Origin of the sequence: Ideonella azotifigens, assembly GCF_021043325.1 — a bacterium.
Taxonomy (GTDB): Bacteria; Pseudomonadota; Gammaproteobacteria; order Burkholderiales; family Burkholderiaceae_C; genus Ideonella; species Ideonella azotifigens.
Window position 1 is genome coordinate 1 of sequence record NZ_JAJNKD010000001.1, and the last position, 22936, is coordinate 22936.

Annotated in this window: 17 protein-coding genes; 8 read left to right on the plus strand and 9 right to left on the minus strand. The window is 69.7% G+C overall.

Annotated features, from left to right (window positions below):
* Nucleotides 1-395: 395 nt before the first annotated feature.
* The 5 genes from LRH25_RS00005 (at nt 396) to LRH25_RS00025 (ending at nt 7772) form a co-directional block, all read left to right on the plus strand.
* Complete coding sequence (locus LRH25_RS00005; protein ID WP_141287618.1) at nt 396-2645, plus strand: hypothetical protein; 2250 nt, start codon at nt 396-398, stop codon at nt 2643-2645.
* A 126-nt stretch (nt 2646-2771) separates the two neighbouring features.
* Complete coding sequence (locus tag LRH25_RS00010; protein ID WP_231009973.1) at nt 2772-3626, plus strand: peptidylprolyl isomerase; 855 nt, start codon at nt 2772-2774, stop codon at nt 3624-3626.
* Nucleotides 3623-4582 (plus strand): HupE/UreJ family protein, encoded by a 960-nt coding sequence (locus LRH25_RS00015; RefSeq protein ID WP_141287620.1) that lies wholly within the window; start codon nt 3623-3625, stop codon nt 4580-4582. The genes LRH25_RS00010 and LRH25_RS00015 overlap by 4 nt, the downstream gene beginning before the upstream one ends.
* 12 nt (nt 4583-4594) lie before the next feature.
* Complete coding sequence (locus LRH25_RS00020) at nt 4595-5218, plus strand: putative 2OG-Fe(II) oxygenase (protein WP_141287621.1); 624 nt, start codon at nt 4595-4597, stop codon at nt 5216-5218.
* A gap of 4 nt (nt 5219-5222) precedes the next feature.
* On the plus strand, nt 5223-7772 hold the full coding sequence (locus LRH25_RS00025) for a fused MFS/spermidine synthase (protein WP_231009974.1): 2550 nt from the start codon (nt 5223-5225) through the stop codon (nt 7770-7772).
* A gap of 81 nt (nt 7773-7853) precedes the next feature.
* Here LRH25_RS00025 and LRH25_RS00030 read toward each other — a convergent pair whose 3' ends face one another.
* Nucleotides 7854-8243, minus strand: coding sequence for an HU family DNA-binding protein (locus tag LRH25_RS00030; RefSeq protein WP_231009975.1), 390 nt, complete (start codon nt 8241-8243; stop codon nt 7854-7856).
* Nucleotides 8244-8383: 140 nt separating this feature from the next.
* The gene (locus LRH25_RS00035) at nt 8384-9952 is read right to left on the minus strand and encodes a DegQ family serine endoprotease (RefSeq protein ID WP_231009976.1); all 1569 of its coding nucleotides are present in this window, start codon (nt 9950-9952) and stop codon (nt 8384-8386) included.
* A 288-nt stretch (nt 9953-10240) separates the two neighbouring features.
* Here LRH25_RS00035 and LRH25_RS00040 point away from each other — a divergent pair, with 288 nt between their 5' ends.
* On the plus strand, nt 10241-10864 hold the full coding sequence (locus tag LRH25_RS00040) for a hypothetical protein (protein ID WP_231009977.1): 624 nt from the start codon (nt 10241-10243) through the stop codon (nt 10862-10864).
* A gap of 15 nt (nt 10865-10879) precedes the next feature.
* Here the strand turns inward: LRH25_RS00040 and LRH25_RS00045 are convergent, their stop codons facing one another.
* Entirely contained in the window at nt 10880-12205 is a 1326-nt protein-coding gene (locus LRH25_RS00045; RefSeq protein WP_231009978.1) for an ATP-binding protein, read from the minus strand.
* A 109-nt stretch (nt 12206-12314) separates the two neighbouring features.
* The gene (locus tag LRH25_RS00050) at nt 12315-13043 is read right to left on the minus strand and encodes a response regulator (protein ID WP_231009979.1); all 729 of its coding nucleotides are present in this window, start codon (nt 13041-13043) and stop codon (nt 12315-12317) included.
* A gap of 143 nt (nt 13044-13186) precedes the next feature.
* Between LRH25_RS00050 and LRH25_RS00055 the strand changes: the two genes are divergently transcribed.
* Together LRH25_RS00055 and LRH25_RS00060 are read left to right on the plus strand one after the other, a co-directional pair.
* The gene (locus tag LRH25_RS00055; RefSeq protein ID WP_231009980.1) at nt 13187-14515 is read left to right on the plus strand and encodes a hypothetical protein; all 1329 of its coding nucleotides are present in this window, start codon (nt 13187-13189) and stop codon (nt 14513-14515) included.
* A 198-nt stretch (nt 14516-14713) separates the two neighbouring features.
* Nucleotides 14714-15394, plus strand: coding sequence for a hypothetical protein (locus tag LRH25_RS00060; protein WP_141290987.1), 681 nt, complete (start codon nt 14714-14716; stop codon nt 15392-15394).
* Between the two features lie 22 nt (nt 15395-15416).
* Here LRH25_RS00060 and cobA read toward each other — a convergent pair whose 3' ends face one another.
* Genes cobA through nirB form a run of 5 tightly spaced genes read right to left on the minus strand, consistent with a single transcriptional unit; the run spans nt 15417 to nt 22894 of the window.
* Entirely contained in the window at nt 15417-16214 is a 798-nt protein-coding gene (gene cobA / locus LRH25_RS00065) for a uroporphyrinogen-III C-methyltransferase (RefSeq protein ID WP_231009981.1), read from the minus strand.
* A gap of 19 nt (nt 16215-16233) precedes the next feature.
* Nucleotides 16234-17157, minus strand: coding sequence for a DNA-binding protein YbiB (gene ybiB / locus LRH25_RS00070; RefSeq protein WP_231009982.1), 924 nt, complete (start codon nt 17155-17157; stop codon nt 16234-16236).
* Nucleotides 17158-17172: 15 nt separating this feature from the next.
* A complete protein-coding gene (locus LRH25_RS00075) occupies nt 17173-20016 on the minus strand; it encodes a nitrate reductase (RefSeq protein WP_231009983.1) in 2844 nt (947 codons plus the stop codon).
* 11 nt (nt 20017-20027) lie between these two features.
* Complete coding sequence (gene nirD, locus LRH25_RS00080) at nt 20028-20408, minus strand: nitrite reductase small subunit NirD (RefSeq protein WP_141289512.1); 381 nt, start codon at nt 20406-20408, stop codon at nt 20028-20030.
* 17 nt (nt 20409-20425) lie between these two features.
* Entirely contained in the window at nt 20426-22894 is a 2469-nt protein-coding gene (nirB, locus tag LRH25_RS00085) for a nitrite reductase large subunit NirB (protein WP_141289513.1), read from the minus strand.
* Nucleotides 22895-22936 lie beyond the last annotated feature (42 nt).

Here is a 22936-nt window from a genome sequence, read left to right on the forward strand (position 1 = left end):
TTGGGGCGGCCCGGCGCCGGCCTGCTGAAGTGGGGCACCCGGCTCCGCGGGTACGCGGAACCACCCGCCGGGCGGGTCGCGCAGGCCGCTTGGGGCGGCCCGGCGCCGGCCTGCTGAAGTGGGGCACCCGGCTCCGCGGGTACGCGGAACCACCCGCCGGGCGGGTTGTGCAGGCCGCTTGGGGCGGCCCGGCGCCGGCCTGCGTTTGTCGAGCCATCGCACTTGAAGCCAGCTTGCTGGATTTCGTCCATCAGTCACGAGGATGTCACCTCATGTGACGACCATGCGCACTTCGCCGCAGTGCCTTTTTCGGGTGCCTGGCGACCTTCACTGGCCGAACCAGGCCCACCCACGGGATGCAACGCGTCCCAAACACAACGATCAGGAGTAGCTTCATGAAGTTCCGAACTGGCCTGAGCCCGCTTGCGCTGGCTGCCATCGCCGCGATCGGCAGCACCGCTGCCATCACCGCTCCCTCGGCCGCCCAGGCCGAATCCACCCCTTCCGGCAAGTACGTCACCGGCGACTTCCACAACCACACCACCTGCTCGGACGGCACGATCTCGATGCAGAAGCTGGTCAGCAAGGTGACCGACAAGACCGACGGCACCTTCGGCCTCGACTGGTTCGTGCAAGCCGGCCACGGTGGCACCGGCAACCGCAACTGCACGCTGGTGGAAGACGCCACGCTGAGCACCCCGGCCTACCCGTTTGTCGAAGGCCAGGGCCCGACCACCACGTGGACCAATTCCATCGGCGCGGCCGCCATCAAGGGCGACGGCGGCGGCGTGGGCGGCAACGGCAACATGTGGCGTTGGCAGTCGGTGCAGGAATACCAGTACCCGCTGCTGGAATACCTCTCGGCCCAGAAGAACGTGCCGCTGTTCATCGGCATGGAATCGGTCGTCGCCGGCCACGAGCACAGCTCGATGTCCGTCGTCACCGGCCAGATGCCCAAGAAGCTGGACAAGGTCACGCTGCCGACCGGCCCGGGCTACAAGGCCGTGGGCAATGCCAATGCGCTGGCCCAGTGGTCCTACTGCTTTGACCGTGGCGACACCGACACCAGCCGCGGCAACACCACCGGCACCGCCACCGGCAACAACTGGGATTGCTCGGTCACCGGCAGCCTGAATGCCGCCGACCCGAGCTGGAACGCCACCGCGCACAAGCTGATCCCCGCCAGCGGCACCGGCTCCGGCAACACCGGCCACGCCAAGACGGTCGAAGCCCTGAAGTGGATGGCCCAGAACCACGGCAACGCCAGCTACTACGTGCCGGCCCACCTGGAGCGCGCCGGCCCGTTCAACCCGGACGGCAACAACGGCTTCAACATCGAGCACCTGCGTGACTTCAACAACGCAGCCCCGAACATCGCCTTCGGCTTCGAGACCCACCCGGGCCACGGCGCTGCCAACAACCGCGGTGAATACCAGGTCCTGCGCAACACCTTCCCGACCGGCAAGGTCGACTCGGTGGGCGGCACGACCTACGGCGGCACCGGCGTGTACGGTGGCGTGATCGGCGGCGTGTGGGACGCACTGCTGGGCGAAGGCCGCAACTACTGGTTCTTCTCCAGCTCCGACTGGCACAACCGCGGCATCTTCGGCCCGGATGACCGCCGCTCGTCGCAAGACTTCTACCCCGGCGAATACCAGCGCGACTTCGTGATGGTGCGCAACGGCCAGGACAAGCTGCGCCCGCAAACCATCGTCGACGGCCTGCGCACCGGCAACAGCTTCGCGGTGGACGGCCAGCTGATCGACCGCCTGGGCCTGGTGGTCTGCAAGTCCAACGCCTCGGCCTACCTGTCCGACTCGCAAGTCCGCAACTACGCTTACGCCGGTGCCGAAAAGGGCAGCGTCGTGAACCACGCGAACTGCGTCTCGATGGGCGAGAAGCTGGTGGTGGACGCGGGTGACGACGTGGTGGTCGGCATCTCGGTGCGCGACCCGGCTGGCACCAACTACGCGCCTTACAGCTTCGCCAACCCGTCGCTGGCCCAAGTGGGCATGAACCAGCCGATCAACAAGCCGGTGCTGGACCACGTGGACCTGATCCGCGGCATGGTCTCGGGCTACAAGACGCCGGGTGCTGCCGACTACTCGGGCGAATGGCCGCGCAACACCGCGTGGCTGAGCGCTGATGGCGTCACCGCTGACCTGGCTGTCGTGCCGGCTGCTGCCAAGAACACCTCGGCCGCAATCGTCAAGACCTTCAGCGCGCCCAAGGGCTGGAATTCGATCGTCTCGACGACCGACGGCACGACCTACCTGCGCATGTCCTACCGCCTGCCGGCGGTGGTGGCTTCGCAGTACGTGCGTCTGCGTGGCAGCAACCTGCCGGCCGCCACGCCTTACGAGACCGATGCCAGCGGCAACCCGCTGTCGGACCTGTTCACCAACGCCAACGACACCAGCAAGCTGCGCATCCCCTGCACGGTCGCCGGCACCAACGTGCCTGAAAACGGCGTGAGCTGGACGGCCGCCAACGGCACGATCAACGGCTGCCCGAACCACCTGGCGGTGGTCAACGGCCAGAAGATGGTGTCGTACGACGTGGCCGCCTGGTCTGACCTGTGGTTCTACAGCAACCCGGTCTACGTGGAAGTGAAGGGTTCGGTGAAGGTCGCCGGCGTCAAGTAAGCCGGCTGGACCCATCCGTCCCTGCGGCAGTTGTTTGACCGCCGCACGGCGCCGCGCGATTTCGCGCGGCGCCTTTTTCCGTTGTTATGGTTGTTCTGTCGAGAAATCATGTCCACTCCGCTGACGATGCCTGTTGATCCTGTCGCCAAGCCCGCTGCTGCCCAGTCCGCACCCCGTGCCGGGCTGCCGAACTGGACCCGCGAGCCGCTGCTGCACTTCCTCGTGCTGGGTGCCCTGCTGTTCGGTGCCGACCATTTGCTGATCAGCCGCAGCGACGACCCGCACACCATCGTCGTCGGTGCCGCGGTGGACAAGGAAGCCATCGAGATCTTCAAGGCCTCGCGCAACCGCGATCCGAACGCCGAGGAACTGGCCGCGTTGCGCAAGGTCTGGCTGGACAACGAGGTGCTGTACCGCGAAGGCCTGGCGCTGCAGGTCGACCGCGGCGACAGCGCGATCCGTGATCGCGTGATCTTCAAGGCGCTGAGCGTGGTGGACGCCAACACCAAGCTGCCACCCGCCGATGACGCGACGCTGCAGAAGTGGTTCGAATCGCACCGCGCGAAATACGACGAGCCCGCCCGCTTCGACTTCCAGGAAGCCGCGCTGGACGGCGACAGCTCCGAGGCCGCCGTGCGCGCCTTCGTCACCGAGCTCAACGCCGGCACGCCGGGCGATGCCAAGGCCGGCCTGCGGGTCTTCAAGGGCAGGCCGCACCAGAACCTGGTGCTGAGCTACGGCGAAGACTTTGCCAAGGCGCTGGAAACCGCGCCGGTGGGCGAATGGCGCGCCGAGAAGACCCGCGAGGGCTGGCGCGCCGTGCGGCTGGAGGCCGTGAGCCCGGCCAAGCCGGCGCAGTTCGAGGTGTTGCGCCCGGTGGTGCAGCAGGACTGGACCGATGCCACGCTGTCCGAGCAGCGCAGCGCCGCGGTGCAGCTGCTGGCCAAGAAGTACAACATCCGCTACGAGGATGCGAAATGAGGTCCCTGAATGTGATGCTGCGCGGCTTGTTGGCTGCGTTGCTGCTGGCGCTCGGCCCGGTTGCTGGCGCGCACGAGCTCAGCATGGCCGAGATGCAGCTGCGCGAAGTCTCGCACGGCGAGTTCTACTGGATGTGGGCCGCCGCCGAGAAGCGCGCCGCCAGCGATGACCTGACCCCCGTCTGGCCCGAAGGTTGCCAGGCCGAGGAGAACGTGCTGCACTGCGGCGAGGCCGGCCTGACCGGCACTCTGTCCATCACTGGCGTGGGTGATCGCTACTCGGCCGCGCTGGTCAAGGTCTACTGGCTCAATGGCGACGCGCGGGTCTACACGCTGACCGCCGGCCAGCCCTCGGTGCACCTCTACGGCGCGGCCGACGATGGCCGCAGCTGGCGCGAGGTCGCCACCGCCTACACGGTGCTGGGGGTCGAGCACATCCTCAGCGGCGTGGACCACCTGCTGTTTGTCATCAGCCTGCTGCTGCTGGTCGGCTTCCAGCGCCGCCTGGTCTGGACCATCACCGCCTTCACCGCCGCCCACAGCCTGACGCTGGCGCTCAGCGCGCTGGGCATCCTGACGCTACGCCCGCCGCCCGTGGAGGCAACGATCGCACTGTCCATCGTGCTGGTGGCCGGCGAAGCGCTGCACAAGCGCGAGACGCTGGCGCGGCGCTGGCCGGCGCTGGTGGCCTTCCTGTTCGGCCTGGTGCACGGCCTGGGCTTCGCCGGCGCGCTCAAGGAGATCGGCCTGCCCGAGAACCACCTGCCTGTGGCGCTGCTGACCTTCAACGTCGGCGTCGAGATCGGCCAGCTGATGACGGTGGGCGCGGCGATGCTGCTGTGGAAGTTGTGCAGCCGCTGGCCGCAGCTGGCCAAGGCGCGCAGCGTCGTGCTGTACATGATCGGCTCGATCGCGGCCTACTGGTCCTGGCTGCGCGTGGCCGCCATCTTCGGTTGAGGTCTACAAGCCATGGCTGAAATTCACGGATTGTTCGCCACGCCCTTCATGCGCGTGCCCGGCGCGCTGCCGCCGGCCCTGGTGGCCGCGCTGGTGGCGCATTTCGCGGCCCAGGCGCAGCAGCAGAACAACGGCTCGGCGCTGCTGTCGCACACCAGCATGCTGCGCCCCAGCGACAGCCCGCTGCTGGTGGACGTGGCGGGCCTGCTCACGCCGCAGCTCTCCGAGTTCGGCGCGCTGCTGTTTGGCCAGCGCATGCCCTGGGCGCTCAAGGAGATGTGGGTCAACGTGCTCGAGCAAGGCGGCCAGCAAGCCATGCACAACCATGCCAACAGCTTCATCTCCGGCGTGGTCTACCTGACACCCACCCACCCCAGCGCACGCACCGTGTTCATCAAGGCGCCTGGCGGTACCGACTTTTCGTTCAAGAACGACCATGCCGGCGTCGTCACCGGCCCGTACAACGCCGACAAGTGGATCAGCCCGCCGCCAGAACCCGGCGACCTGGTGCTGTTTCCCAGCTACCTGATGCACGCCGTGCCGCCCAACCAGGGCGAGCAGCGCATCACGCTGGCCTTCAATGCGATCCCGGCGCGGCTGGACTCCTGGGGCTACACCATCGGGTTCTCCGGCTGAAGCGATGGCGGCGAAACGCGTGTGGGCCGCGCATGGCCTGATGCTGGCCTCCGGCTTTGCCGGCCTGGGTTACCAGGTCGTCTGGGCGCAGCAGGGCGCGCTGTGGCTGGGCCACGAGTCGGCCGCGGTGCTGGCGGTCGTGGCGGCGTTCTTCGGCGGGCTGGCGCTGGGCGCGCTGCTGATGGGCCCACGCATTGCGCGCAGCCCGCGGCCCGCCCGCTGGTACGCTGCCTGCGAAGCCTTGATCGGCGGCTGGGCGGCGTTGCTGATCTTGCTGATGCCGGCGGTCAGCGGTGCGCTGCTGGCCATCACCGGTCCGCAGCCCAGCGCCGCCTGGCAATGGACGGTCGCGTTTGGCGGCATGTTCCTGCTGCTGTTGCCGGCCACCGCGGCCATGGGCGCAACGCTGCCGGCGATGGAGCGTGTCGGCCAGCAACTGCTGGGCGCTGCACAGCCCGGCCGCGCGCTCGCGGCGCTGTACGCCAGCAACACGCTGGGCGCCGTCGTCGGCGTGCTGGCCTCCGCGTTCTGGCTGCTGCCTGCCTTGGGCCTGGCGCGCACGGCCGCTTGCTGCGTAGCCTTGAACCTGCTCTGCGCCATGGTCGCCTGGCGCGCCTTTGCTGGCGACGCATTGCCTGCCGAGGCTCGCGCCATCCACGGCGACACCCGCGGCCCCATGATGCGTTTTGCGCTCACCGGCCTGCTGGGCCTGGGCTACGAAGTGCTGGTGGTGCGCGTGCTGAGCCAGGTCACCGAAGACACGGTCTACACCTTTGCACTGCTGCTGGCGGTCTACCTGGTGGGCACCTCACTGGGCGCAGCGCTGCTGGCCCGGTTGCGAAAGCCGGGTGCGGTGGACGATGAGCGCCTCGCCAACCGCCTGCTCAGCGCCCTGTCCGTGGCCTGCCTGCTGGGCACTGGCAGCCTGTGGGCGGCCGAGTGGGTGCGAGATGGCTGGCTCGCCGCCACGGGCGGCGGCATGGCCGCAGCGCTCAGCGTCGAAGCCTTGCTGGCGCTGCTGGCCTTCGGCCTGCCCACGCTGGTGATGGGCGCCTTGTTCAGTGAGCTGAGCGCCCGCGCGATGGCTCGCGGCCTGAGCCTGGGCCGTGCACTGGGCGTCAACACGCTGGGCGCGGCGTTGGCCCCGCTGCTGTTTGGCGTCTTGCTGGTGCCGCTGCTCGGCCCCAAGGGCGGGCTGCTGCTGGTGGCCGCCGGCTACCTGCTGCTGCGAAGTGGTGGCGCGCGCTGGCGGGTTGGCAGCTGGGCACCGGCAGTGGTGGTGCTCGCAGTCACCGTGCTGGCGCCGCCGCTGGCCTTCGTCGAGCTGCCCGAAGGCGGCAGGCTGGTGAGCTACCAGGAAGGCGCGATGGCCGCGGTCAGCGTGGTCGAAGACGCACGGGGCGTCTCCCGCCTGCGCATCAACAACCGCCAGCAGGAAGGCAGCAGCGCCACGCGGCTGGTGGACGGGCGCCAAGCCTTGCTGCCGCTGCTGCTGCACCCGGCGCCGCAGCGCGCGCTGTTCCTCGGCATGGGCACCGGCGTCACCTCGTCGGTCGCGGCCGAAGACCCGCAGCTGCAGGTCGACGTGGCCGAGCTGCTGCCCGAGGTCATCGTCGCGTCGCACCTGTTCGTCGACGCGCCGCGCCTGCATCCCGTGGCGGCCGATGCCCGCCGCTTCGTGCGCGCCGGCGACACGCGCTACGACGTGATCGTCTCCGACAACTTCCACCCTGCCCGCAGCGGCTCGGGCTCGCTCTACACCGTCGAGCATTTCCAGGCGGTGCGCGCGCGCCTGGCGGCCGGCGGTGTGTTCTGCCAGTGGCTGCCGCTGCACCAGCTGGACCGCGCGACGCTGCGCAGCATCGTGCAGTCCTTCCTGCTGGCCTACCCGCAAGCCAGCGCCATCCTCGCCAGCGACAGCCTGGAGACCCCCGTGCTGGGCCTGGTCGGCCGGGCCGACGACCTTCGCTTCGACGCCGCCGCATTGCGCGCCGGCCTGGCCCGCAACGCTGGCCCGCGCGGCCTGGCCGCCTTTGGCCTGGACGATGACTTCGCGCTGCTCGGCAGCTTCGTGGCCGACACCACGGCGCTGCAGCGTTTCGCCGCCCACGCCCCCGCCAACACCGACGACCACCCCGTCGTCGCCTACCTCGCGCCGCGCGTCACCTACGCGCCCGAGTCGCTGCCGCGCGACCGCCTGCTGGCGCTGCTCGCCGAGGTCTCGGTGCAGCCCGCGCAAGTGATGACGGCCGACGCCGTGTGGCTGCAGCGCCTGTCAGCCTACGGCCAGGCCCGCCGTCAGTTCATCGCCGCCGGCCGAGACGTGCGGCCCGCCCGCAACGCCCGCGAAATGCTGGCCCAGGTCCAGGCGCCGCTGCTGGCCGTGCTGCACACCAGCCCGGATTTCCGGCCGGCCTACAACCCGCTGCTGCGCATGGCCACCGCGCTGGCGCCCAGCGACCCGCCCGCGGCCCGCGCGCTGCTGAGCGAGCTGGCCCAGCTGCAGCCCGCTCGTCCCGAGGCCAGCGAGGCGCTGAAGCAGCTGGCCTTGTAGGTCCGGAATAGAGGCGCCTGAAAACGACAAGGCCCGCCGGCTTGCGCGGGCGGGCCTTGTCAGCCTGCAAGGGCGCTGGCCTCAGGCCTTCTTCTTGGCCGCAGCCTTCTTGGCAGGCGCCTTGGCGGCGGCCTTCACAGCTGCCTTCTTGGCCGGCACGGCGGTGGCGGCCCTGGCCGCCTTGCGCGCCGCGGCCTTCGGGTCCACGGCGGCCTTGAAAGCCGAGCCCGCGGTGAACTTCGGCAGCTTCATGGCGGCGATCTTGAGCTTGTCGCCGGTGGCCGGGTTGCGGCCGGTGCGTGCAGCACGGGTGGTCTGCTTGAACGAGCCGAAGCCTGGCAGTGTCACGGTGCCGCCCTTCTTGACGGTGTTGACGACCGCGTCCAGCAGCGTCACCAGCACCCTGCCGGCTTCGGCCTTGCTCAGGCCATGCTGCGTCGCAACCAGTTCGATCAGTTCCTGACGGTTCATCGATTTTCCAAGAGATCTCACGCCCAACATCGGGCGGCTGCATTCTGCCAGGGTGGCCCGGCGAGCCGGGCCACCCGCCGCTCGGGTCAGCGCCGGGCCGCTCCACCCGGCCTCGCGCATTCGCGAGGCCGGGTGCCCCGTCAGCTCAACGGCACCGGCACGAACAGCGTGTCGCCGTCGCGCTTGACCAGCAGCGCTACCTGCTTCGGATGCTGCTTCAGCACCGCGCGCACGTCGTCCAGCGTCTGCACCGGGCGGCCGTTGACGGCCAGCAGCACGTCGCCGGCCTGGATGCCGGCGCGGGCCGCGGCGCCCTCGGTGTCCTCGATCAGCAGGCCTTGGGCCACGCCGGCTTCGCGCTTCTCGGCCTTGTTCAGGTCGCGCAGCGCCAGGCCGAGTTGCGGGCCGTCGGCCTCGCCGCTGCCGGCCTTGGCCTGCAGGCCGCGTTCGGACGGCACGCCGTCCAGCTTGGCATCCAGCGTGTGCTGCTTGCCTTCGCGCCAGACGGTCAGCGCCACCTTGTCGCCCGGTGCCGCGAGGCCGATCAGGCTGGGCAGCGTGCCCGATTCGCGCACCGGCCGGCCGTCGACCGCCGTGATCACGTCGCCGGCCTGCACGCCGGCCTTGGCCGCGGCGCTGCCCTTCTCGACCTTGGCCACCAGCGCGCCTTCGGGCTTGCCCATGCCGAAGGACTCGGCCAGCGCCTGGTTGACTTCCTGCACCGACACGCCGAGTCGGCCGTGGCGGGCCTCGCCGGTGGCGACGATCTGGTCCTTGACCTTCAGCGCCACGTTGATCGGGATCGCGAAGCTCACCCCCTGGAAGCCGCCGCTTTGCGAGTAGATCTGCGCGTTGATGCCGACCACCGAGCCCACGCCGTCGAACAGCGGGCCACCGGAGTTGCCGGGGTTGACGGCGGCGTCGGTCTGGATGAACGGCACCACCGCATCGTTCGGCAGCGAGCGGCCCTTGGCGGAGACGATGCCTTGCGTCGCCGTCTGCTCCAGCCCGTAAGGCGCGCCGATGGCCAGCACGCGGTCGCCCACTTCGAGCTCGTCCGAATTGCCCAGCCGCACGACGGGCAGGTTCTTGGCTTCGATGCGCAGCACCGCGATGTCGGTCACCGGGTCGGCGCCCAGCACCTTGGCCTTGTATTCGCGGTGGTCGCTGAGCTTGACGGTGACGTCCTTGGCGTCGCGCACCACATGGGCGTTGGTCAGGATCAGGCCGTCGGCCGAGATCACGAAGCCCGAGCCCAGGCCCTTGAACGGCACCTTGGCCTGCGGCCGCGCGCGCTGGCCGCGCTGCATGCCGGGCATGCCGCGGAAGAACTGGAAGAACGGGTCGTTCTCGATGTCGGCGCTTTCTTCGTCGGCATCGGGCTTGCGCTCGCCGGCGACCGTCACGCCGACCACCGCCGGGCCGGCCTGCTTGACGATGGCGCGATAGTCCGGCACGGCGCCGGGCGGCAACGGGGCGATGGGGGCGGCCGGCACCATGGCCGCACCGGCCACGGCGCCGCCGTTCACCGGCGAGGCGCTGGCCACCTGCTGTGATGACTGCTGCTGCGACTTGTCGCCGCCAAACAGGCTCTTGAAGTCGATCGCCCCGGCACTGCCTGCCGCGACGACAGCAGCCGTGACCCCGGCGGTGATGACCACCGTCGACAAGGTCGACACCCGGCCGGCTTGCTTGCTGTTGCTGCTCATGAAATGGGCTCCTTCGGGATGGACACAGAACACTGCGGCTTTCGGCCGCTTGGTTTGCACTGTGCTGAAGGGGAATGAGGGCAGCGTTAGCGCTGGGTTAGGCGAGGATTAAGCCTTGGGGATTTCCAAACCCACTGCAGGTCTGGCCAAATGGCTCGGGTTGCAGTGCCGGGTAACCCTCGTACGTACCGGGTCCGGGTAAGTGCGCGCCCACTGATTCAAGTCAGAGGGGACAATTCAGCAATACCCCTTCACGCGGCGGCTTGGCTTGCTGCAGGAGTTTCCACGATGAGCAGAAGCTTGCTGAAGCAATGCCTGGCCGAGGCCTGGCAGCGGGTGATGGACGAGGCCTACGCCGATCAGATGATCGATTCCGAGCGCGGGCTGCAGCTGTATTTCGGCCACGCGCTGATGGCGGGTTTCAAAGCCCGTGACATGCAGCGGCGCATTTACGTGGAGCCGGTGTTTGTCGGCCAGCAAGGGCGTTTGCGGGTGCCGGACCTGGCCATTTGTCATGCGGGCCAGTTGATTGGCGTGGTGATGCTGCGGTATTTGCCGCGCGGTGCGCCGGAGGTGGAAAAAGACCTGACGACGCTGCGCAGTTTTGCCGGCGCCGGGCGGGATTTGCTGCTCTCGCAGGAGCGTTACCTCGGGCCGGGCGACGAGGTGCAGCGGCTGTATGTGCTGGCGCCGGAGCCCTTGCTGTGCTGGGCCGGGGTTTACCGCGGGCCGCAGCGGCGGCTGGTGGAGCAGCAGGCGGCGGACCTGGGCGAGCGTTTTGTCGGTCTGCATGCGGTGACGGCGGCGCGGCGGCCGCCGGTCGTCTCGATGGTCGGCCATGGCGGCGTGGCGGTGCCGGGCGAGGCGGACGAACCGGTGGCCGCCGACGCGCATGCTGGCGCGGACGTCTGAGACGCCAGGCTGGCGTCAGCCACCGGCGCCGTCCGGCTGCAGGCTGAATTTGACCTGCACCCGCAGCCCGCCCAGTGGCGAGTCGGCCAGCGTGATGCTGGCGCCGTGGCGGCGCGCAACGGCCGCGGCAATCGCCAGCCCGAGGCCTGCGCCATCGCCCTGGCCCGGGTCGCGGCGCCAGAAGCGGTCGAAGGCGCGGGCGCGGTCTTCGGGCGGGATGCCGGGGCCGTCGTCGTCCACCGTGAGCAGCGCGCTGCCGTCGCTCTGCAGCGCCAGCGCGACCATGACCTGGCCGCCTTCGCGGCCGTAGCGCAGCGCGTTGTCCACCAGGTTGCGCACCAGTGCAAACAGGCCGGCGCGGTCACCGTCCAGCCGCAGTGGCTGCGGGGCTTCCAGCGACAGCCGGATCTGCCGCGCCTGGGCCAGCGGCCACAGGTCTGCCAACGCGTCGCGCGCGACGGCCGCCAGGTCCAGCGGCGCCGGATGGCCGGCCGGGCCGGGCTCGCTGCGGGCCAGCGCCAGCAGTTGCTCGACCAGCCGCGCCGAGCGTTCGATGCCCGCGGCCAACGCGGCCAGCGCCTCGTCGCGCGCGGCGGCGTCGGGGGCCGCCTGCAGCACCCGCAGCTGCAGCTTCAGCGCGGTCAGCGGCGAGCGCAGCTCGTGCGCGGCGTCGGCCACGAATGCGCGCTGCGTGGCCAGCGAGTCGCCCAGCCGCATCAGCAAGGCGTTCAGCGCGCTGACCAGCGGGCGCACCTCGTCCGGCAGCCCGGCTTCGGGCAAGGGCCCCAGGGCCACCGCGTCACGCTGCTGCACATCGGCTGCCAGCTTGCGCAGCGGTCGGGTCAAAAGGCCCAGCACCCACCACAGCACCAGCAGCAGCGGCAGCGCCAGCCAGGCCAGCGGGGCCACGCTGTGCAGCGCGGCCTGCGCGGCCAGCCGGCTGCGGATGCGCTCGGGCTGTGCGACCTGGATCACCCGGCCCTCCGAGGCCACGCCAAAAGTGCGCCAGACCTCGCCGTTGACGTTCACGTCGGCCAGGCCCAGGACGGCACGCGCCGGCAGCGTGGGGTGCAGCCGCGAGGCATAGATGCTGCGGCCGTCCACGGTCCAGATCTGCACCACGAAGTCCAGCTGCTCGTCGGCCAGCGCGCGGGCCTCGTCCGGCGCAATCGCGCCCTGGTCGCGCAGCGAGAGCGCCATCTGGCTGAGCTGGTAGTCGAACAGCGCCTCGGTCTCGGCCAGCACGGCGCGGTAGGTCAGGCCGGCGGTGGTGGCGGTGGCCAGCGCCAGCACGACCACCAGCGCCAGCATCAGCCGCCAACGGATGGAGCCGAAACTCATGACAACCCCTCGCCCGGCGAATACGCCGTTCGATCCCCCGAGGGGATGGGGGCCGGCTTGGGAGCGGCCCGGCGCTCGGCCCCCTGAACGCGTGGTGGCAAAACGGGTCTCACGCGCTGGCCGGCCCGCTGTGCGAAACCGGCGTCAGGAAGTAACCCACGCCGCGCACATTGCCGATGCGCTCCGCGCCCAGCTTGCGGCGCAGCTGGTGCACATAGACCGACACCGCATTGCTCTCGATCTCCTCGCCCCAGCCGTACAGCCTGTCCTCCAGCTGGGCCCGCGAGAGCAGCGCGCCGGGCCGCTGCATCAGCGCCTCCAGCACCGCGTATTCACGCGCCGACAGCAGCACCGGCTGGCCGTCCACGGTCACCTGGTGCGCCGCGGGGTCCAGCACGATTGCGCCATGCTGCAGCACCGGCTGGGCCCGGCCGCCATGGCGGCGCTGCACTGCGCGCATGCGGGCGCGCAACTCGTCGAACTCGAAGGGCTTGACCAGGTAGTCGTCGGCACCGGTGTCCAGCCCGCGCACCCGGTCGCCGGGGCCGTCACGCGCGGTCAGCACGATGACCGGGGTGCTGTCACCGCGCTGGCGCAGCTCGCGCAGCAGCGTCAGGCCGTCCTGGCCGAGCGCGGCGGCGGCGCTGTCCGGCCCGCTGGTCGGTCCACCGGGTGGCAGGCCCAGGTCCAGCAGCACCAGGTCGAAACGCTCTGTGGAGAGTGCCGCGCGGGCCGCGGCCACGTCGCGCACCCAGTCAACCGCAAAGCCTTCCGGGCGCAGCGCGGCCCGCAGGCTGTCGCCAATCATGCGGTCGTCTTCCACCAGCAGCAGGCGCATCGACTCGGTTTCTACGGGTTTGCCAGGACTCGCGGAGCATAGCGCGCCAGCGCCGCATCGACAGCGACAAGAACGCCGGCTGCCCGGACAATCGCCGGGCGCCTCATGTGTCCTGATGCGCATTGCCCCAGGAGTCGACTCCCGTGAAACGTTTCATCTGCCTTGTCGCCGCGCTGTTGCTGGTTGCCTGCGCGCAGACCCCATCTGTGCCATCGCCAGCGGATTTCCCGCCGGAGGCCGCGCCGCAGGCCATGGCCTGCCCCAAGGAACTGGCGGCCGGCACGCGCTGCCTGCAGGGCCGCGACAGCGCCGGTGCCGTCTACATCATCGTGATGCCGCCGGACTGGAACGGCACGCTGGTGCTGCATGCACACGGCGGCCCGCTGCTGGGCACGCCCACGCTCAAGCGCGTGGAGGAAGACCTGGACCGCTGGTCCGTGGTGCCGCGAGCCGGCTACGCCTGGGCGGCCTCCAGCTTCCACCAGGGCGGCGTGGCGGTGCGTGCTGCGGCCGAAGACACCGAGCGGCTGCGCCACATCTTCCTGCAGCACGTCGTCACGCCGAAGCTCACGCTGCTGCACGGCCAGTCCTGGGGCGCCAGCGTGGCCGCCAAGGCGGCCGAGACCTACACCGCGGGCCGGCCGTACGACGCGGTGCTGCTGACCAGCGGTGTGCTGGCCGGCGGCAGCAAGGCCTACGACATCCGACTGGACCTGCGCGCGGTCTACCAGGCGCTGTGCGGCAACCATCCGCGCCCGGACGAGCCGCAGTACCCGTTGTGGATGGGCCTGCCCGAAGGCGCGAAGATGACCCGAACCGACCTCGCTGCACGGGCCGACGAATGCCTGGGCCTGGTGCACCCCGCTGCCCAGCGCAGCCCCGCGCAGGCCGAGCGCCTGAAAACGCTCACCACCGTGCTGCGCCTGCCCGAATCGGCCATCCTGCCGCACCTGACCTGGGCCACCTTCCACTTCCAGGACATCGCGCAGCGTTACGGCAGGAGTGTGTTCGGCAACCTCGGCGTGCGTTACCAGGGCTCGGCCGACGACGACGCGCTGAACGCCCGCGTGGCACGCTACGCGCCAGACCCAACCGCGCTCGCCGCCTTCTCGCAGGCCGCCGACCTGGGGGGCCGCATTCCGGTGCCGGTGCTCACCGTGCACGGCGTGCACGACCTGACGGCCTTCGTCGAGATGGACAACAGCTTTGCCGCCACCATGGCCAAGGCCGGCCACGCCGACACGCTGGTGCAGACCTTCTCCGACGACAGCTCGCACAGCTACCTCAGCGACGCGACCTACGTCGCGCTGCTGGGCCAGCTGCAGGGCTGGGTGACGCAGCAGCGCAAGCCTTCGCCGGTGTCGGTCAGCGCCGCCTGCGTGCAAGCCCAGGCGAGCTTCCCGTCCACCTGCCGCTTTCTGCCGGATTTCCGTCCGGCGCCGCTGGCTACGCGTGTTGCGCCGCGTGAATAGACCAGCGCTGAACCACGGCTCGGCGCCGGCCGTGCACCCGCCAAGTCCGCCGATCATGCTGGCCGCTTCTGCGATGGCGACGAAGCAGCACAGGCATCCGCAGGTATGGGTTGCGGGGGCTGACCGAGGAAGGAGGGTTGGCTGGCAAGTTGAGGCAGACTGGCATTCCCAGTTCCGAGTCCATCGCCTTTCCTCACCATGAAGCTGCCTCACATCCGCATTTGCTGGATTTGCACCTTTCCATTGGCCTTGGCGATGACCGGGTGCAACAACATTGCTGCCCAAAAGGCAGAACTCGTGCAGCAGGCGCCGCCTTGCTGTGCGGGCCTGAGCGCTCAAGCGGCAACGCCCTGGCAGCCGCGGCCCTTTTCGGTCCAGATTCCGGAGCACGGGCCGGTGCTTGCTTTTTCGACCGGCAACAGCCGGTATGCGATCGTGGATTTGGCTGGTTCAGGCAAGCCACCCCAGCATCTCGCCTTGGCGTCCGGCGCCTGGCCACAGAGCCTGCTGGGCACCGGTCGATGGGCACCGGTGTTTTTTCCAGCGGCGACCTTCGCTGACGCGCAATGGCGGGTTCTGGTCACGCTCGACAACACTGAACAAAGCCCCGGCAGCTGTGCCGCAGGAGCCTCTTGCAGTACCAGGACACTGGATGTGGCTGTGCCAATCGAGGCCCGCTATCTGGTGATTCACACGCCCGGACGGCTTGTCGGCGCCACGGAGGGCGGTCGGCCAACGGGTGGTGTGGCTGCGTCGAGTATTTACCGAATCAACGGTGCTTTTGTGTCGGTGGGCGGAGGCTTGACCACAGAGCGCACGGTGGGCATGTCCTACGGTAGCGTGGAGGTCCTGCCGGTGGAGTTCCCCAACCCCCCTTAAGCCGTTCTTCAGGCAGGCGTCTTCAGCCCGCTGCGGCCTGGTCCACCCAGGGCTGCAGCGCCTGCACCGCCGCCGCTTCCAGCACCCGGCCCAGCACCAGCACGGCGGGGCTGCCCAGGCCTTCGCGGTCGATGGTGGCGACCAGCTCGCCCAGCGTGGTCAGCGCGCAGCGCTGCGAGGCGGTGCTGGCGTGTTGCACCACGGCGGCCGGGTAGTCCGCGCCCAGCGCCGGTAGCAGTTGCTCGACCAGGCGCGGGGCCTGCGTCACGCCCATGTAGATGACCAGCGTGAGGCCGGTGGCCGCGGCCGCGCCGATGGCGGCCCAGTCTGCGCCGGTACCGCCGGATTGCGCATGGCCGGTGACCAGCATCACGCCCTGCGCATGCCGGCGGTCGGTCCAGCCGGTGCCCAGCGCGTTGACGGCGGCCAGGCCGGCGGTGATGCCGTTGACGACGATCACCGGCACGCCGGCCTCGCGCAGTGCGGTGATCTCTTCGCCGGCGCGGCCGAAGACCAGTGGGTCGCCGCCCTTGAGCCGCACCACCTTTTCGCCGGCCAGCGCTTCGCGCACCAGCAGCTTCTCGATGAAGGCCTGCGGCGTCGACGCGCAGCCGCCGCGCTTGCCCACGTGCACGACGCGCGGCCTGGCCTGCGCCGAGCCGTCCAGCACCTCGTCGAGCACGCGCTCGCCCACCAGGTCGTCGATCAGGATCACCGTGGCTTCGCGCAGCACGCGCACGGCTTTCAGCGTCAGCAGCTCGGGGTCGCCCGGGCCGGCGCCGACGAGGTGGACGGGGTGGATGGTGGGCGAAGCGGTCATGGCGGCAGCTCGGTTCGGGTCAGTTCGCAAGGGTCTGGCGCAGCGCCAGCAGCGCGTCGCGCTGGCGCAGGATGGGCTCGGGTACCGGCAGTTCGCCGGCCAGTGTCGCGCGGATGTAGCCGGCCGCGGCGCTGGCTTCGGTGCTGGCCGGCAGCGTGGGCACCTGCAGCAGCGAGCCGCCTTGCGCGGCCACGCTGAAGCTTTCGTCCTGCTGGCCACGCACAAAGCACTTCAGCGCCGGCAGGCGGCGCGGGTCGGCCACCGGCTCGCCTTCGGTGCCGCGCAACAGCATGGCCGTGGCCTCGCTCAGCGTCAGGTAGTCGGACAGGCTGTCGGCATATTCCGGGTGCGTGTGGTTGACCACCCGCAGCGCGCCCGGCACGGCCGGCAGCAGCTTGGCCAGCGTGTGGCCGGGGTTGCGCAGGCCGAGTACCGCACGCAGCGCGAGCAACCTGGCCAGCGACGGATGCAGCACCTCCAGCGGCAGGAAGGCCGGTTGGCCGGTGGTCCAGCGCGCCTGCACTGCCGCAGCGCTGTCCACTGGCGGCAGATCCAGCGCTTCCAGCACCTGGGCGCTGGTGACGCGCGCCGCATCCCGCGTGAAGCCGTGCAGCAGCACCGGCACGCCTTCGCGCGCCAGCAGCAGCGCCAGCAAGGGCGTGAGCGCCGGCAGCTTGCGCGCGCCGTTGTAGCAGGGCAGCAGCACCGCGGGCGTGGGGCTGGCGAGTGCCAGCATGCGCGGCAGCACCGCGTCCATGAACCCCGCCAGCTCCTCCGCTGTCTCGCCCTTGATGCGCATCGCCAGCGCAAAGCCGCCTTTTTCCAGGTCCGAGATCTGGTCGTCCAGCAGCCTGGCCATCAGGTCCTGCGACTGCGCGCGGCTCAGCGCCCGCGCACCGTCCTTGCCGCGGCCGATTTCCTTCAGGTAGGGGGCGATGCTCATGCCGGCATTGTGGCTTCAGGTCGCCGGCGTGGCGGTGACGGCCACCGGCACGGCCTGTACCAGCTTGCGCAGCGTCGGGATGCAGGAGCCACAGTTGCTGCCGCACTTCAGGGTGGCCTGCAACTGGGCGACGCGGTTGTCCACCGTGCCGGGCAGCGCGGGCAGCGCGTCGCGGATCTGCTGTTCGGTCACGTTGAAACAGGTGCAGACCTGCGGGCTGCGCGGCACGGCGGCCGCGCCGGCCATGGCCTGGCCCAGCGCGCCCGGGGCCAGCAGCATGCGGCCGGGGCCGGGCAGGGTCTGGTCGGCTTCCAGCAGGCTGCGCAGCCAGGTTTCGCCGCTGCCCACGCTGGCTGCGTCGCCCGCCAGCCAGAAGGCCAGCAGGCGCTCCGCGCCGGCTTCGTCGCGGTGCAGTTTCAGCGCGCGCTGCTGGCCGCGGCGGGCGTCCTGGTAGCCCAGCACGCCGGGCGCGCCCAGGCCCATCGCGTCGCGCAGCACGGCGGCCAGCGTGTCGGCCATGGGCTTGGCCGCGCCGGCACGCAGCAGCAGGCCGACGCGGCCGTCCGGCAGCGTGGCATGGCCCAGGTCCGGCTCGCGGCCGAACGGCAGCAGGCTGGCCCAGGAGAAGGCGTGCAGCAAGGGGTGCATCTGCTCGCGCAGTGCCAGCGCCTGGTCGGCCGGCAGCCAGGCCATCGCGGTGAGCCGCCACGGCACGTGGGCCTTGGCGATGTGCACCGCGCAGTGCTTCAGCTCGGGCTGCTTGGAGATGGGGCAGTACGCGGGCGTGGTCAGCGCGTTGACGCCAGGCACCGGCCGGCCCTGCGCGTCGTGCCCGGTCAGCACTTCTTCGCCCCAGTGCATCGCGATGAAGGCTTGCGTGGGCAGGACGGTGTCGCTGCCACGCGCCGGCAGCACCAGCGAGCCGCGGCGCGAGCGCACTTCGACCAGGTCGCCTTCGGCCAGTTTCAGGCGTGCCATGTCGGCCGGCGCCAGGTCCACCGCCGGCAGGCTGTCGTGGCCGAACAGCCGGCCCAGCGTGCCGGTGCGGCTCATGCCGTGCCACTGGTCGCGCAAGCGGCCGGTGCCCAGGCTGAACGGGTATTGCGCGTCGCGCGGTTCGGCCAGCGGCTTGAACGGCACGTCGGCAAATTTGGCCTTGCCGCTGGCGGTGGCGAAGCGGCCGTCTTCGTAGAGCCGGGCCTGGCCTTGGGTGGCACCTTCGGGCAGCGGCCACTGCTGCGGGCCTTGCGTCTCCAACATGGCGTAGCTCAGGCCGGTGATGTCCAGGTCGCGGCCACGCGTGCTTTCGCGGTGCTCGTTCCAGACCGATTCGGGTGTCGCGTAGTCGAACATCGCAATGCGGCCCGGCGCGATGCGGGTGGCGATGCGGCGGGCGATGTCGGCGGCAATGTGCCAGTCGTGCCGGGCCTGGCCTGCTGCCGGAATGGCTGGCCGCACGCGGCTGATGCGGCGCTCGCTGTTGGTCACCGTGCCGTCCTTCTCGCCCCAGGTCGTGGCCGGCAGCAGCAGGTCGGCAAACGGCGCGGTGGCGGTGGTGGCAAAAGCTTCCTGCAGGATCACGAACTCGGCACGTTCCAGCGCGCGGCGCACCATGGCCTGGTCGGGCATGGACTGGGCCGGATTCGTGCAGGCAATCCACAGCGCCTTGATTTCGCCATCGGCCGCGGCCTGGAACATCTCGACCGCGCTCTTGCCGGGCTTCGAAGGCACGCTGGGCACGCCCCACAGCCTGGCCACCTCGGCGCGGTGGTCGGGGTTGGCCAGGTCGCGGTGCGCGGACAGCAGGTTGGCCAGGCCGCCCACTTCGCGGCCGCCCATCGCATTCGGTTGGCCGGTCAGCGAAAACGGGCCGGCGCCGGGCTTGCCGATCTGGCCGCTGGCCAGGTGCAGGTTGATCAGCGCGGCGTTCTTCGCGGTGCCGTCGGCGCTCTGGTTCAGGCCCTGGCAGTAGAGCGACAAGGTGGCCGGGCTGTCGCCGAACCAGCGCGCGGCGGTCAGCAGGTCGTCCTCGCGCAGGCCGGTGAGGCGGGCGGTTTCGCGTGGCGTGAAGTCGCGCACGCGCGCCTTCAGCGCGTCGAAGCCTTCGGTGTGGGCGGCGATGTAGGCCGGCTTCGTGAAGCCTTCCCACAGCATCAGGTGCAGCAGGCCGTGGTACAGCGCCACGTCGCTGCCGGGCAGCAGCGGCAGGTGCAGGTCGGCCATCGCCGCTGTCTCGGTGCGACGCGGGTCGGCGACGATCCACTTCTGCTCAGGCTTCGCACGCTTGCCGTCTTCCAGCCGGCGGAACAGGATGGGGTGGGCCCAGGCCATGTTGCTGCCGGTGATGAAGACCGTGTCGGCCAGAGCCAGGTCCTCGTAGCTGCAAGGTGGTGCATCGGCTCCCAGTGTGGCTTTGTAGCCGGCCACCGCGCTGCTCATGCACAGGCGCGAGTTGGTGTCCACATGGTTGCTGCCCAGCAGGCCCTTCACCAGCTTGTTGAAGACGTAGTAGTCCTCGGTCAGCAGCTGGCCGGAGATGTAGACGCCGATCGCGTCGGCACCGTGCTGCTGGTGGATGGTCGAGAGCCGCTCGGCTGCCAGGTCCAGCGCGGTGTTCCAGGTGACAGGCGTGGCGGGCTTGCCGCGCTCGGCGCGCAGCAGCGGCTGCAGCAGCCGCGTCTGGCGGGTGATGCTGGCGCTGGCGGTCAGGTGCAGCGTGGAGCCCTTGGTGCACAGCCGGCCGAAGTTGGCCGGGTGGTCGGGATCGCCTGAGACGCCGGTGATCTGCGCGCCATCGTGTTCGATCACGACGCCGCAACCGACGCCGCAGTACGGACAGGTCGAGCGCGTCTGCACCATGGCGGTCTCCTTCAGGCCGCGTGGCGCAGGCAGGGGCCGGCCATCGGCAGCGGCAGCTCGGTGCCCAGCGTGGCCAGTTCATCGGCCTTCAGGCTGACGGCGCCGTCTTCGATGCGCACCGCAAAGCGCGGCGTGCAGCCCACGTCCGGCGCAGCGGCCTGGCCGTCGTGCAGGCCAATCGTCCAGTTGTGCAGCGGGCAGGCCACGCTGCTGCCGAAGACGATGCCTTGCGACAGCTGGCCGGCCTTGTGCGGGCAGCGGTCCAGCAGTGCGAACACTTCGTTGGTCTCGGTGCGGAACAGCGCGACGGCCGCGCCTTTTTCGCGCAGCACACGGCGCGAGCCCAGCACGGGGATGTCGTCAATGCGGCAGATGGGGGTCCAGGTGGTCATGGCGAAGGTCTCCGTGTTCAGGCGCTGGTGGCGGAGGAAGCCAGCTGCGGCTGCAGCGGCTGGAACTGGCGGGTGTCCACGCGTGCCTTGTCGAAATCGAACCACGGGTCCGGTTCGCCGTCCAGCGCGAACTGCAGCTCGGCCCACAGCGCCTTGCGGCCCTCGTGGTCGTCGAGGATCTTCTTCTTCACGTAATCCAGGCCCACGCGGCTGACGTAATGCACGGTGCGTTCCAGGTACCAGCCTTCCTTGCGGTAAAGCTGCATGAAGGCGCCGGTGTATTCCAGCACCTCTTCGGCCGTCTTCAGCTTGGTGAAGAAGTGGGCGACCTCGGTCTTGATGCCGCCGTTGCCAGCCACGTACATCTCCCAGCCGGAGTCCACGCCGATGATGCCCACGTCCTTGATGCCGGCTTCAGCGCAGTTGCGCGGGCAGCCCGAGACGGCGAACTTGACCTTGTGCGGCGCGTACATGCGCCACATCGCACGCTCGAGGTCCTTGCCCATCTGGGTGCTGTCCTGCGTGCCCATGCGGCACCACTCCGAGCCCACGCAGGTCTTCACGGTGCGCAGCGCCTTGGCATAGGCATGGCCAGAAGGCATGCCGATGTCCTTCCAGACGTTGACCAGGTCTTCCTTCTTCACGCCCAGCAGGTCGATGCGCTGGCCGCCGGTGACCTTCACCGTGGGGATCTTGTACTTGTCCACCGCATCGGCAATGCGGCGCAGCTCGTCGGCGGTGGTCTCGCCGCCCCACATGCGCGGGATGACGGAGTAGGTGCCGTCCTTTTGGATGTTGGCGTGCGAGCGCTCGTTGATGAAGCGGCTCTGCGGATCGTCCTTTGCCTCCTTGGGCCAGGACGAAATGAGGTAGTAGTTCAGCGCAGGGCGGCAGCTGGCGCAGCCGTTGGGCGTCTTCCAGCCCAGGTGCTGCATGAGCTGCGGGATGCTGGTCAGGTGGTCCTTGAAGATCGCGTCACGCACTTCCTGGTGGCTGTGGTCGGTGCAGCCGCACATGGCCTTCTTCTTCGGCGTGGCCGAATAGTCGCCACCGGCGGTGAACATGATCAGCTGCTCGACCAGGCCGGTGCAGGAGCCGCAGGAGGCGCTGGCCTTGGTGTGCTTGCGCACCTCTTCCAGCGTGAACAGGCCCTTGTCCTTGATGGCCTTGCAGATGGCGCCCTTGTTGACGCCGTTGCAGCCGCAGACCTCGTCGCTGTCGGCCATCGCCGCGGCCTTGTTGTGGCCTTCGTGGCCCGTGTCGCCGATGTTGCTCTCGCCGAACATCAGGCGGTCGCGGATGTCGGCCACCGAGCGGCCTTCGCGCAGCAGCTTGAAGTACCAGCTGCCGTCCACCGTGTCGCCATACAGGCAGGCGCCGACCAGCTTGTCGTCCTTGATCACCAGCTTCTTGTAGATGCCGCCGCCCGGCGCGGTCGGGTCGGACAGCAGGATTTCCTCGCAACCTTCGCCGCCCATGAAGTCGCCGGCCGAGAACAGGTCGATGCCGGTGACCTTGAGCTTGGTGCTGGTCTGCGAGCCGGTGTAGCGGCCGATGCCGAAGTGCGCCAGGTGCGTGGCGCAGACCTTGCCCTGCTCGAACAGCGGCGCCACCAGGCCGTAGGCAATGCCGCGGTGCGCGGCGCATTCGCCAACCGAGTAGATGCGCGCGTCGGTCACGGTCTGCATGGTGTCGGTGACGACGATGCCGCGCTGGCAGTGCAGGCCGATCTTCTCGGCCAGCGTGGTGTTCGGGCGGATGCCGGCGGCCATCACCACCAGGTCGGCCGGGATCTCGCGGCCGTCCTTGAACTGCACCGCACGAACTCGACCTTCGTCGTTGCCCAGCAGCGCCGCGGTGTGGGCGCCCAGCTCGAACTTCAGGCCCCGGTCGGCCAGCGACTTCTCCAGCAGCTTGCCGGCCACGGTGTCCAGCTGGCGCTCCATCAGCCAGCTGCTGATGTGCACCACGGTGACCGACATGCCGCGCAGCATCAGCCCGTTGGCCGCCTCCAGCCCCAGCAGGCCGCCGCCGATGACGACCGCATGCTTGTGCGTCTTGGCGGTCTCGATCATCGTGTTGGTGTCGGCGATGTCGCGGTACGCGATCACGCCGATCAGGTCCTTTCCGGGCACTGGCAGGATGAAAGGATTCGAACCGGTGGTGATCAGCAGCCGCTCGTATTCGGCGACCGTGCCGTCGGCCGCGGTGACCACGCGGCGCGCCCGGTCCACGTCGACCACCGTCTTGCCCAGGTGCAGCGTGATGCCGTGTTCCTCGTACCAGCTCAGCGGGTTCAGGATGATCTCGTCGATGGTCTGTTCACCCGCCAACACCGGCGACAGCAGGATGCGGTTGTAGTTCGGATGCGGCTCGGCACCGAAAACGGTGATGTCGTACATGTCCGGGGCGATCTTCAGCAGCTCTTCCAGCGTGCGCACGCCGGCCATGCCGTTGCCGATCATCACGAGCTTCATCTTTTTCATGGCGGAGTCCTTGAGGGCGGGGCGTTGAATCGGTAGGAGAGA